A 12,168-nucleotide genomic window follows, 5' to 3' on the forward strand; every position below is an offset into this window, starting at 1 on the left:
GATAAAAGTCATATTCTATTAAAACCATTATACTGAATTTACGTTTTTATTAAACTACACGATTATGAAGATTGAACAAATATATACCGGTTGCCTGGCGCAGGGTGCATACTATATAGAAAGCGAAGGAGAAGCGGTTGTTATTGATCCGCTGCGTGAAATTGATCCGTATGTACAAAAAGCGGCACGCAATGGCGCTACTATAAAGTATGTTTTTGAAACCCATTTTCATGCTGATTTTGTATCGGGTCACCTCGATCTGGCAAAAGCAACAGGCGCTACTATTGTATACGGCCCTACAGCAACGCCGTCGTTCGACGCGCATATTGCTACCGATGGCGAAGTATTTAAATTAGGTAAAGGAACTTTTACTGTGTTGCATACACCGGGGCATACCATGGAAAGCAGCTGTTACTTGTTGAAAGATGAAACGGGTAAAGAAGTGGCGCTGTTTAGCGGCGATACGTTATTCATTGGTGATGTTGGCCGGCCCGACCTGGCGCAAAAAGCGGCGCATCTTACACAGGAAGACCTGGCCGGTTTGTTATTCGATTCGTTGCGCAATAAGATAATGCCCTTGCCCGATTCGCTGATCGTATATCCTGCACACGGTGCAGGCAGCGCCTGCGGAAAAAATATGAGCAAGGAAACACAGGATACCTTAGGCCATCAAAAAGAAACGAACTATGCCCTGCGTGCAAATATGACCAGGAACGAGTTTATAAAAGAAGTGACTACTGGTTTAATGGCGCCGCCACAATACTTTCCATTGAATGTGCAGTTGAACAAACAAGGGTATGAAAGTATAAATGAAGTATTGAAAAAGGGCACACACCCATTAAATGTTGAAGCATTTGAAGCTGCTGCCAATGAAACCGGTGCGCTTATTCTTGATACAAGAGCGCCGCAAACCTTTGCAAAAGGTTTTATTCCCAACTCAATAAACATTGGTATCGATGGTAACTTTGCTCCCTGGGTAGGCGCATTAATACCTGATATAAAACAGGCTATACTGATAGTTGCCGATGAAGGACGTCAGGAGGAAGTAGTTACCCGTTTGGCCAGGGTGGGTTATGATAATGCAATTGGTTATTTAGAAGGTGGTTTGGTTGCATGGAATAAAGCAAATAAAGAAGTTGATACTATTACTTCAATCCCTGTTACCGAAATGGCGGCTGCATATGAGGCTAACCCTAATATAAACATACTGGATGTACGCAAACAAAGTGAGTACGAATCGGAACATGTAAAAGGCGCAGTAAATGCAAGCCTTGATTATGTGAACGACAGCATGCAACTGGTTGATAAAAATAAGACATGGTATGTACATTGCGCCGGCGGCTACCGTTCCATGATCTTTATTTCTGTTTTAAAAGCCCGTGGTTTTGAAAACCTCATCGATGTAAAAGGCGGATTTAAAGCCATTAAAGACTCAGGAAAATTCCCGGTTACAGATTGTGTATGTCCTACCACTATGCTGTAAATGCAATAGTGCATCAATTTGGTAGAAAATAGAAAAAATTTCATTAACTTATAGCTGTGTGATTTATGTCGCACAGCTTTTTTTTTGAAAAGACCATTTTTACAAAAATTAATTCATCATGCAATTCTGGGAATGGATTAAACAACCCTGGCCCTGGTATGTGGCCGGCCCATTGATAGGGCTAACGGTACCGTTGTTATTGATAATGGGAAACAAAGCGTTTGGCGTGTCGTCGTCACTGCGGCATATTTGCGCTGCCTGTATACCGGCAAATATTCCATTTTTCAAATACAACTGGCGTAAAGAAGCCTGGAATTTGTTTTTTGTAGCTGGTATATTATTGGGCGCTATAGTAGCAACACAGTGGTTGAGTAGTGGTGCACCGGTAGTGGTAAACCCAAAGCTGGTGAACACGCTGCAACAATATAATATCAACGATTACTCTTCTATTGTTCCGGTCGATCTGTTTAACTGGCCTTCGTTGCTAACGTTGCGAGGTTTTATATTGATGGTAGCCGGCGGCTTTTTAGTTGGCTTTGGCACCAGGTATGCCGGTGGTTGTACATCGGGCCATGCCATTATGGGCCTTAGCAATTTGCAATGGCCTTCGCTGGTAGCCACCTGTTGTTTTATGATTGGTGGTTTTATAACTGCCAACCTCATTTTACCCGCCATCTTAAACCTGTAAAGTATTTACTATGGAAACAAGAGAAATTAAACAACCTGCCATTATAAAAGAGACCAATACCGATTTTGAAGTTCGTTCGCTGGATACTATTTGCATTAATGAGTCGCAAATGCAACACGCCTGGTACCATTCATTAAAATACCTGGTGGCAGGGTTATTTTTTGGAATACTGTTAGTGAAAGCTGAAGTGATCTCCTGGTTCCGCATCCAGGAAATGTTCCGGCTGCAAAGTTTTCATATGTATGGAGTTATTGGTAGTGCTGTAGTAACAGGCATCATTTCTGTGTGGCTCATCAAAAAATTCAAAGTGAAAACCATATATGGCGAGCGCATTGAATTGCATCCCAAGCAATTTAATAAAGGCCAGGTTTATGGCGGGTTGTTATTTGGCGCCGGTTGGGCATTAACGGGCGCTTGTCCTGGTCCTTTGTACGCATTGATAGGAACCGGTGCTACCGTTATCATTATCACCTTGTTAAGCGCCATAGCCGGTACCTGGGTATATGGCAGGCTGCGTAATAAATTGCCGCATTAGGGGCAATTTTGTGAAACGGAATGTACATTTCGTTTCACAAAAAGTGTTTCCCGTTAAACGAAATGAACAAATCATTTTATGAAAAGCCTTTTGCGTTAAACGGAATGGACAAATCATTTCATGAAAAGTCTTTTTCGTTAAACGAAATGAACGTTTCGTTAAAGAGAACGGACAAATCATTTCACGGAAAATGTTTTTTGTTAAACGAAGTGAATAAATAATTTCATGAATAGTGTTTCCCGTTAAACAGAATGGCCATTTCATTTCATGAAAAGTGGTTATCGTTAAACGAAACGGATAAATCATTTAATAAAAAGTGTTTGGCGTTAAACGAAATGGTCATTTCATTAAACGAAAAGTTTTATTTATTAAACGAAATTGGGCCATTTTATAACTGCTAACTTTTTAAGGGAATAACATCGTTTATTAAGCAATATTGCCTTCTTTTTAAAAATTTGGGTGCTAATTCATAGAATAACTATCTTTAATACGGATTTTATGTGATTGTTACTCAAATTTTACAGAACGGAGATTCCTGCCTTTATAATTGATCGCATGTAAAACCTATTCCTTTCTATTACATTATAAGTTCCTGAGAACCCAACCGTCTCCAATCTACTGAATAACCACATTCAGAACAATGGACAATAGGCAAAAGGCAATAGACAAAGGCCAGATTCGCAATTAATCGGGATGCCCGATAACCGGCAGTCTTTGTCAATTGCAAATTGCAGATTGCCAATTGTTTTCAGGAATTGTTCAATACCAGGGGATTTCATTACAGCATCATCACAGGGGATGTAACGTAGCATTGTGCCTACTCCATGAATGAGCATTGATCCATGCCCACCATGCCCTCTCATTTCTATAACTAAAATTTGGCTGTATATGCAAACCAACAAATCAAACTCCTCTTCGCGCCGCGACTTTTTAGGAAAAATAGCCGCTGGTGCAGCAGCTTTGGGAACAGTTTCAATTGCACCGTTTGAAGCACAGGCAGAACAGTTTTTTTTGCCAGATGACCATGCCGATCCGGAAGCATGGTTCAATAAAATTAAAGGGAAACACCGCATTGTGTTTGATGCCACACAACCACACGAGTTAATGCCATTTGCGTGGCCAAAGGTTTTTTTGTTGACCAATGAAGCCACCGGTACACCCGGAAAAGATTGTAGTGTAGTAGTAGTGCTAAGGCACGATGCCATTCCATACGCATTTCAAAGCGATCTGTGGGAAAAATATAAATTGGGTGAATTGTTCAAGGCCCATGACCCTGCAACTAAACAACCGGCCACTTTTAATCCATTCTGGAAGCCAAAAGAAGATTATAAAATACCAGGCGTTGGTGCTGTGCCTATTGCTATTAATCAACTGCAGGATAATGGTGTAATGTTCTGCGTATGCAACATGGCTATCACTGTTTACAGTGCAGTAGCTGCCGATATGATGAAGATGGATGCGGAAACCGTTAAAAAAGAGTGGATAGCAGGTATATTACCTAATGTGCAATTAGTGCCTTCGGGTGTTTGGGCGCTGGGCCGTGCGCAGGAAAAAGGATGTACCTACTGCTTTGCCGGTTAATAATTGACCTGCATTTTCTTTAACCCCCTTTATTTATATTGGTTACATCTTGTATATCGGGCGTTGCAGCGCCCGGTATACATTGTAACCCTACACAACGATCAGCTTGCTACATCATGAACCGTAATATGGTATTTGGATTTTTGGCGATAGGTATCTCCGTCGCAGTTTGGCTTACTGTTACCAATCGTAAAGCCATAAATAAACATCAAAAGATCATTGCTTCCGAAGCGCCTGAAATGCCCTGGCAGGCGCCCGATTCAAACACTATTCCACATACAACTGCAGGTGTTGAGGTACGTTATGGACGCGACCTCATAGCACGTACCTCTTATTACCTGGGCCCTAATGGAACGGTGGCCCATACTACCAATGGGATGAACTGCCAGAACTGCCACCTGGCAGCAGGCACCAAACCATATGGAAATAATTACAGTGCCGTATCATCAACCTACCCCAAATACCGCGACCGCAGCGGTACCGTTGAAACAATTGATAAACGGGTGAATGATTGTATTGAAAGAAGCCTCAATGGTAAACCACTTGATACCAATAGTCGCGAAATGCGTGCTATTGTAGCCTATATGCATTGGCTGGGTACCAATGTGGCAAAAGGTAATAAACCATTAGGCTCAGGCATTTCTTCTTTAAAAGACCTCGCTAGGGCTGCTGATGGAGTGAAGGGAAAACTGGTATTTATAGAGAAATGCCAGCTTTGCCATGGCGCCAACGGCGCCGGCCAGCCAGATACCGTAACTCATGTGGGTTATTTATATCCGCCATTATGGGGGCCCCATAGTTATAATGTAGGCGCTGGTTTATACCGCCTGTCGCGAATGGCAGGGTATGTAAAAGACAATATGCCTTTTGGCGTTTCTCACGGTAATTCACAGTTAACGGATGAACAGGCCTGGGATGTTGCTGCATTTATAAATGCACAGCCACGCCCGGGAAAAGACCTGTCGAAAGACTGGCCGAAAATTAGTTCCAAACCATTTGATCATCCCTTTGGTCCATATAGTGATACGTTTTCTGAACTACAACATAAGTACGGTCCGTTTGGCCCTATTAAAAAGGCAAAGGAAAGTGGAAAGAAATAACTGTAAAAAATAACGATATGAAAAAGAATAACCTGTTAATTGTTGTGTTATTGATGCCTGTATTGGCTTTGGCACAAACACCATACAAAGTAGTGTTTGATATAACCAGCGGCGATACTGCTGCATATAAAACGGTCATCAGGCAAATAAAGGGAATATCACAGTCGCGGCCAGACGCGCAATTGGAAGTAGCCATTTATGGCGATGCGCTGGCCATGGCCATGAAGGATAAGTCGATCGTTGCCGATGCCATTCAGGACCTGAGCAGTAACAAAAAGGCCAGCTTTAAAGTGTGCGGCGCCACCATGAAAAGGCATAATGTTGATAAAACTCAATTACTTCCCGGAGTTGATGTGGTGCCTGATGCGATTTTTGAAATTGTTACCAAGCAGCATGAAGGGTGGGGATACATTAAAGTAATGTGATAATTAGCTAATGTGATAATGTGAAATGCAGTGGGGAAAGGTTGTTCAACGCAAAGTGTTTGGTGAATAGGTTAACTATTGTTGATCGCCGAGGATAGTTAACAAGTTGACGAGTTAACAAGTTGACGAGTTAACAAGGCGGAGCGCAGCGAAGCCCTGTATTTATTAGCACATTAGCAAATTATCACATTGGCACATTGTTCTTCGTTATCTTTGCGCCGCAATGAGTACCATATCTTTTGAACAACGAGCCAACCGGGCAGTATCCAACTGGATATTTTTAGGCGTGATCATGTTATTGGTGCAGGTAGTTTTAGGGGGCGTTACCCGCCTCACCGGATCTGGATTATCAATTACCGAATGGGATGTGGTTACCGGCGCATTACCCCCGCTTAACGAAGCACAATGGCTTGAGAAATTTACCAAATACCAACAAACACCGCAATACCGGTTACTGAATACCGACTTTACCCTTTCCGACTTCAAATTCATCTTTTTTTGGGAATGGTTCCACCGCCTGTGGGCACGCCTCATAGCCGTGGCATTTGCAGTAGGGTTTGTATACCTGGTAGCCAAACGGTATATAAAAAAAGAAATAATAAGCTCCCTGCTTTTTCTCTTTTTGTTTGGTGCTTTTCAGGGCGCCATTGGCTGGATAATGGTGGCCAGTGGCCTCACCGGCGATGCCGTGTACGTACGCCCAACCAAACTGGCCATGCACTTTATTTTTGCCCTGGCGTTAATAAGCTATGCCTTTTGGCTGGGGTTGCGGTTTAAAGTTCCCGTACACAACCGGGCAAATTTGCCCAACCTGTACAAATGGACCTGGGCGCTCATCATTATTGTATTTCTGCAATTAATGTTTGGTGCGCTAATGGCTGGTCATAAAGCAGCAACGGCAGCGCCTACCTGGCCAACCATCAATGGCAGCTGGGTGCCCGAAGGCTTATTCAGGGAGCAACCGGCCATGCTCAATTTTTTTGAGAACAAGATCACCATTCACTTTGTGCACAGGGGGCTGGCATACACGTTATTATTATTGATAATAATTTATTCGGTAAAACTCTTCCGGGAGCCGGCATCGAGTTTAATTTTCAGCAAGGCCCGCCGCTGGCCTTCGATCCTCGTATTTGTACAGGTAATATTGGGAATTTTCTCAGTGTTAACCAGTACTAAAATTGTTCCCAATCGCTGGGGAACTTTTGAATGGAATGCACAGCTGCACCAAATAACGGGCATGTTATTACTGTTAAGCCTGATTGCCCTCTTATTTCTCACCCGCAAACCAACTTTTAAGCAACCTTCATAATCTTGGCACTGTCTTTTCGTTTTAGTAGTATATTGGGAAAAAAGGCCCAATTAACACTTTAAGCCAGGGTTAGTATGAAACTTTTTTGGAAGGGGTTATATCATTCGTTTCCGGTACAGTTGGTTTTGTTGCACTTAAAAAAATTTCAGGTGCTGCTGATCTTCTGGTTCGTGTTATTCAGCACTGTGAATGGTTCTTTCATGAAGACCTTCGGCGCCGACTCGCTGTACCTGGCGCCCGAATACCTGGGTAATGTAAGCATGGTGGCTTCATTGTTCGTAGGTATGGCCATTGGGGTTTTCATCATGAGCTGGAATATTACCACCTTTATTTTATTCAGCCGGCATTTCAGGTTTCTGGCCACCACAAGTAATCCCTTTTTAAAATACTGCATCAACAATGGCGGCATTCCGCTGGTATTTCTGATCTTCTACTTTATAAAAGCGGTAGGCTTTGAACGTAATAAAGAACTAATGTCCTATGGCGAAATTGCCATATTGGTGCTGGGCTTTTTAAGCGGACTGGTACTCATTATTGTTGTTTCCCTTTTCTATTTCTTCAGGGCCGATAAGAATATAATCAGGCGGCTGACCCCCGTTATAAGCAATCCACAGTTATTTAAAGCGCAGTTTAAAAAAGATGAGGTTACGCTCAATCAAAGCCGTTTAATAAAAGTGGAGTGGTATGTGAATGCCATGTTCAGGCTCAAAAAAGTACGCGACGTATCGCATTACAGCCGTGAGTTCATTGAAACCATTTTCAGCCGCCACCACTTTGCCGCCGTGGTATCAATATTCATTGCATTTATAGTGCTCATATTATTAGGGTTTTGGTTAGATAATCCACTGTTTCAGCTACCTGCCGCAGCAGGTATTACCCTGTTCTTTGCCATTTTAATTGCCGTGTCGGGCGCCTTTTCTTATTTTCTGCAAAGCTGGAGCATTCCATTCCTCATTGTGTTGTTTATTTTCACCAATATCTTATACCGTTACGAGATCATTGATCCCAGTAACAAAGCGTATGGCTTAAATTATAAGAACAAAGACCAGCGGCCGCTGTATACATCCGAATCATTGTTGTCGTTGTGCACGCCCGAAAAAATGAAGGCCGACAAACAGAACATGATCTCCATTTTGGAGAATTGGAAAGCGCGGCAAACAGAGGCAAAGCCGCTGATGTTTATCATTACCACAAGTGGCGGTGGTAACCGCAGCGCTACTTTTACTATGAATGTATTACAGCACCTGGATAGTATAACCAATGGTGAGTTGATGAACAAAACGGTGCTTATTACCGGTGCTTCGGGCGGAATGCTGGGCGCCTCTTATTTTAGAGAGCTTAGCAGGGCCAGGGCTGCCGGCCAGCACATTAACCTGCAGGACAAAAAATACCTCAACGATATCTCCAACGATCTGTTGAACCCGCTGTTCACTTCTTTTGTGGCCCGCGACCTGGCGGCGCCTGCACAACGGTTTAAAGTAGGTCCGTATGAATATATTAAAGACCGCGGTTATGCCTTTGAGCAAAAGCTAAATTCGAATACCCGCGGCATGCTGAACCATCAGTTGAAAGACTGGTACAATGATGAAAAGAATGCGCGCATTCCATTGATGTTATTTAATTCAGTGGTTACCCGGGATGGCCGCAAAATGATTGTTAGTACCCAGCCCATGAGTTTTTTAATGCGGCCGGCTTACGACAGTAGCCAGATGGTAAGTTCTGACTGTGATGCGGTAGATTACCAGGCTTTGTTTGCAAAGCAGGACCCTTTGAACCTGCGTATGCTCACCGCCTTGCGAATGAACGCAACATTCCCTTATGTGTTGCCCAATGTTTGGTTGCCCAGCGAGCCGGTAATTGATGTAATGGATGCGGGTATACGTGATAATTATGGGCAGGAAACGGCGCTTCGTTATATACAGGTATTTCAGCAATGGATACGGGAAAACACTTCAGGAGTAGTGTTAATTCATATTCGCGACCGCAAAACAGGCGGCTGGGAACATCCTTATGAGTCAACCAATATAACCGAGCTGGCCACTAAACCCATGTTGTTGCTTGAATACAACTGGTTTAAAATGCAGGAGTATAGCCAGAACGACCTTATGGGGCTTGCCCGATCTATGATGGGGAATTACTTTTTCAATTTTTGCTTTCAATACATACCCGAAAAAAGCGATGCCCGCGCAGCGTTGAATTTCCATCTTACCAAAAGCGAAAAATTAAACATTGCCGGCGCACTCGGCAATCCTGGTATTCAGCAAACATTTGCCGAGTTTCAGCAGCTGATGAAAAACAGCCATTCATTAACTACACGGTAGCGGCATGAATAAGTTTAAAATAATGCGGTAACACTTTAATATGCAATTGTCGCTGGCATTCCCAGGGCTCGCCATCAATATGAATGGGCGCCTCAGCCGGATTGCTGATAAATAATTCACTGGTTTGAAAATATATTACGGGCGAGCTCATCGAGTTCTCTATACGTCGTATACGCCCGGCCAACACCTGGCGCATAACAGTTAATAACAGCAGGGGCTTGGCAATTTTTTTAACGATCACCACATCGAGTAACCCATCACTTAATACAGCCTGGGGCGCAATGGTGAAATTATTGCCAAACTGGTTGCTGTTGGCAACGCTTAAAAAGAAAGCCTCGGTACTAAATTCCAGTTTATTGGCATTAACCCTAAAGGGGTATGGTTTGGCATTGAAAAAATGGCGGGTGGTAAGCGAAGCATAAGTGCCTAAACCACGTTTGGGCTGGTCGGCAAACTGATGCGCTACCTGGGCATCGAAACCCAGCCCGCATAACATACAGGCAAAATGCTCATTTACCATAAAACCATCGGTTAAAAGGGCTTTGCCGGTAAAAACAATTTCCAGCGCTTTTGCACTGGCTTTGGGAATACCGGCTGCCAGCGCCAGTCCGTTACCCGAACCCATGGGAATAATGCCAAACTGCACATTGGTTGAGGCCAGGCCTTTTACCACCTGGTTCACCGTGCCATCGCCTCCACAAATAACCACATCAGTCACCTGTTCTGTTTCTATTTTGTATTTAACAGGGCTATAATCGCCATCAATGGCCGTTGGCAGTATTTCAAAGGGAATGTTACGTTTGCTGGTTTCGCGGGCAATCAACTCCTTTAAGGACGATTTTCCTTTGGTTCCGGAAATTGGGTTAATTAGATAGATGATCTTTCGCTGCATGTTATCAGATTACAAAGCGCAAAGATAACGTTCATGATAGGTTAACCTGTATATGAATGTGCCCTGAAACCGTTTTATATTTTTATTATCTAATTGGCTGGCCCCAAATCTTTTCCTGATCACCCTTTCTTTCGACGAACGACCATTTTTCAGGCCAAACGCCATAATTGCCTTTTTTGTTACGGTTGCCGAAAAGCCGATGGGTTCATCGAATTTAAAAATTCAGGTGGTCGATAATTAAGTTGCTTTGCTTTAAACAATACCGATCTAATACCAAAAAATATAGCCATGAAAAATGTAATTGTAACAAGTATTTCGATTGTGCTGTTTTCCGCAGCGGTAACAGCACAACAGGTTAACAGGCAACCGTTAACTGATAATTTACAGTCGTTGCATATGAGCACCCTGCCAATAAATAAAGTGCACGTAAAGGCCATGCGCGACTTTTTAAAACGCGACAACAATGCTGTTAACGCCGATTGGAATGTTGTTGAAAGCGGGTATGTAGTAAAGTATACCGGAAAAAACAAGAGCAAGTGCAGAACGGTGTACAACTGCCGGGGTGAGTTTGTATATACTATACGGCAGTATTACGAAAATGTTATGCCTCGCGATGTAAGGGGTATGGTAAAAAGTGAGTATTACGATTATACCATTACCCTGGTAGATGAAATTGAAGAAAGAATGAAACCCGTGGTATATGTTGTTCACTTGGAAGATTCCACTACAATAAAAAACGTTCGTGTGTGCGAACGCGACATGGAAGTGTTGGAAGAGTATAAGAAAACCAAATAAATCTCAAATTCCAAGATCCAAGCTCCAAAAGAAATCACAAGTTCCAAATTCCAAGTTCCAAATAAATCCCAAGGTTCAAATTCCAGTTTGCAATTTGGACCTTGGGATTTTGTATTTGTATTTTGGTTCTTGGAATTTGGTATTTGGTATTTATATCTTGTGATTTGGTATTTGTGATTTTGTATTCGTATTTATTTGGAACTTGTGATTTGGAATTTGGAATTTTGTATTCTTATTATATTCCCTTATTGTCTTTGTATGCAGTAGCTTTACCATTGAATTTCAAGCCCGAAAGTTCTCGGCCCTGGGGCAATTGCTGCGAGAAGTAAACGATGTTCAAATTTGTTTGAGAATAATTTTTTTCAAGCTGTAACAATTCTTTTACCGGTATCGTCATACCCTTGTTGTTAGAGCCGGATGCATCGGCAAACTTCCATTCTTTAATGGTATTGCCTTTATCATCTTTAATAGCTATGGTTCTGTCTTTTCCGGTAGACCCGCAATGGTGATAATAGATCACTAACTGATCGTCTTTGTTTGCTTTATCTAACTGCAGGCTGTGGAGCGTAAATGGTTTATTTACCGCCTGCCACAGTATTAGTTTATTGTTGAGATATATCTCAAAGCCCTCGCCGCCCAATTTTGCCGTGAATGATTGCAGGCATGCCATTGTTGTAGCAAGTAGAAGGACCCATATGGGTTTTAGTGATTTGCTTTGCATAAAATGAAAGTTTTAGGTTGAGTAATTAATTGTGTGTTTCTGATAGCAAAGCAAAACAAAGCCATTGAGCATAAGGAATTTGTTACACAAGAAGCATGGAATCCTTGATGTAGCGCAGGTTTAAGCAGAAGGGGTGTAAGTTGTACGCATACTGTCGGTGTCGCACATGTATTTCCATAATTCCTTATTAACATAACCTTAACCGCAAATTGGTAACGTGGTGAAACATTTTGCAAATGCTGTTCCGGGGCGGTTAAGGAGCTTTTAAATGCAGTTGAATTGCATATGAACTAGTCTAGCAGTGAATTTTAGCTTATC

At 42.5% G+C, this 12,168-nt stretch carries 11 protein-coding genes; 9 read left to right on the plus strand and 2 right to left on the minus strand.

Annotation, left to right across the window (positions count from 1 at the left end; genetic code table 11):
- The first annotated feature begins 64 nt into the window (after positions 1-64).
- The 8 genes from GGD38_RS18245 to GGD38_RS18280 all read left to right on the plus strand — a co-directional run bounded on the left by GGD38_RS18245 (position 65) and on the right by GGD38_RS18280 (position 9,442).
- Positions 65-1,483, plus strand: a complete 1,419-nt coding sequence (locus GGD38_RS18245) for a rhodanese-like domain-containing protein (protein WP_375297685.1) — start codon at positions 65-67, stop codon at positions 1,481-1,483.
- Between the two features lie 118 nt (positions 1,484-1,601).
- On the plus strand, positions 1,602-2,171 hold the full coding sequence (locus tag GGD38_RS18250; RefSeq protein WP_375297686.1) for a YeeE/YedE family protein: 570 nt from the start codon (positions 1,602-1,604) through the stop codon (positions 2,169-2,171).
- Between the two features lie 10 nt (positions 2,172-2,181).
- The gene (locus GGD38_RS18255) at positions 2,182-2,706 is read left to right on the plus strand and encodes a DUF6691 family protein (protein ID WP_375297687.1); all 525 of its coding nucleotides are present in this window, start codon (positions 2,182-2,184) and stop codon (positions 2,704-2,706) included.
- Positions 2,707-3,594: 888 nt separating this feature from the next.
- The gene (locus GGD38_RS18260) at positions 3,595-4,287 is read left to right on the plus strand and encodes a twin-arginine translocation signal domain-containing protein (protein WP_375297688.1); all 693 of its coding nucleotides are present in this window, start codon (positions 3,595-3,597) and stop codon (positions 4,285-4,287) included.
- A 116-nt stretch (positions 4,288-4,403) separates the two neighbouring features.
- Positions 4,404-5,387 carry a c-type cytochrome gene (locus GGD38_RS18265; RefSeq protein WP_375297689.1) on the plus strand — a complete coding sequence of 328 codons (984 nt, stop codon included), beginning with the start codon at positions 4,404-4,406 and terminating at the stop codon, positions 5,385-5,387.
- 17 nt (positions 5,388-5,404) lie between these two features.
- A complete protein-coding gene (locus GGD38_RS18270; protein ID WP_375297690.1) occupies positions 5,405-5,812 on the plus strand; it encodes a DsrE family protein in 408 nt (135 codons plus the stop codon).
- A 223-nt stretch (positions 5,813-6,035) separates the two neighbouring features.
- Complete coding sequence (locus tag GGD38_RS18275; protein WP_375297691.1) at positions 6,036-7,121, plus strand: COX15/CtaA family protein; 1,086 nt, start codon at positions 6,036-6,038, stop codon at positions 7,119-7,121.
- A gap of 74 nt (positions 7,122-7,195) precedes the next feature.
- Positions 7,196-9,442: a hypothetical protein gene (locus GGD38_RS18280; protein ID WP_375297692.1), complete on the plus strand. Its 2,247-nt coding sequence runs from the start codon at positions 7,196-7,198 to the stop codon at positions 9,440-9,442.
- On the opposite strand, the gene GGD38_RS18285 is transcribed toward GGD38_RS18280, so the two are convergent.
- Entirely contained in the window at positions 9,432-10,334 is a 903-nt protein-coding gene (locus GGD38_RS18285; protein WP_375297693.1) for a diacylglycerol/lipid kinase family protein, read from the minus strand. The genes GGD38_RS18280 and GGD38_RS18285 overlap by 11 nt on opposite strands.
- 288 nt (positions 10,335-10,622) lie before the next feature.
- Between GGD38_RS18285 and GGD38_RS18290 the strand changes: the two genes are divergently transcribed.
- Positions 10,623-11,129 carry a hypothetical protein gene (locus tag GGD38_RS18290; protein WP_375297694.1) on the plus strand — a complete coding sequence of 169 codons (507 nt, stop codon included), beginning with the start codon at positions 10,623-10,625 and terminating at the stop codon, positions 11,127-11,129.
- 235 nt (positions 11,130-11,364) lie between these two features.
- Here the strand turns inward: GGD38_RS18290 and GGD38_RS18295 are convergent, their stop codons facing one another.
- On the minus strand, positions 11,365-11,850 hold the full coding sequence (locus GGD38_RS18295) for a hypothetical protein (RefSeq protein ID WP_375297695.1): 486 nt from the start codon (positions 11,848-11,850) through the stop codon (positions 11,365-11,367).
- Positions 11,851-12,168 lie beyond the last annotated feature (318 nt).

It is taken from the genome of Niastella sp. OAS944 (assembly GCA_024809215.1).
Taxonomy (GTDB): Bacteria; Bacteroidota; Bacteroidia; order Chitinophagales; family Chitinophagaceae; genus Niastella.

Coding starts and splice junctions, on each gene's coding strand:
- GGD38_RS18275 (WP_375297691.1), top strand. CDS start 6,036: ATGAGTACCATATCTTTTGAACAACGAGCCAACCGGGCAGTATCCAAC.
- GGD38_RS18250 (WP_375297686.1), top strand. CDS start 1,602: ATGCAATTCTGGGAATGGATTAAACAACCCTGGCCCTGGTATGTGGCC.
- GGD38_RS18265 (WP_375297689.1), top strand. CDS start 4,404: ATGAACCGTAATATGGTATTTGGATTTTTGGCGATAGGTATCTCCGTC.
- GGD38_RS18245 (WP_375297685.1), top strand. CDS start 65: ATGAAGATTGAACAAATATATACCGGTTGCCTGGCGCAGGGTGCATAC.
- GGD38_RS18255 (WP_375297687.1), top strand. CDS start 2,182: ATGGAAACAAGAGAAATTAAACAACCTGCCATTATAAAAGAGACCAAT.
- GGD38_RS18270 (WP_375297690.1), top strand. CDS start 5,405: ATGAAAAAGAATAACCTGTTAATTGTTGTGTTATTGATGCCTGTATTG.
- GGD38_RS18295 (WP_375297695.1), bottom strand. CDS start 11,850: ATGCAAAGCAAATCACTAAAACCCATATGGGTCCTTCTACTTGCTACA.
- GGD38_RS18290 (WP_375297694.1), top strand. CDS start 10,623: ATGAAAAATGTAATTGTAACAAGTATTTCGATTGTGCTGTTTTCCGCA.
- GGD38_RS18285 (WP_375297693.1), bottom strand. CDS start 10,334: ATGCAGCGAAAGATCATCTATCTAATTAACCCAATTTCCGGAACCAAA.
- GGD38_RS18280 (WP_375297692.1), top strand. CDS start 7,196: ATGAAACTTTTTTGGAAGGGGTTATATCATTCGTTTCCGGTACAGTTG.
- GGD38_RS18260 (WP_375297688.1), top strand. CDS start 3,595: ATGCAAACCAACAAATCAAACTCCTCTTCGCGCCGCGACTTTTTAGGA.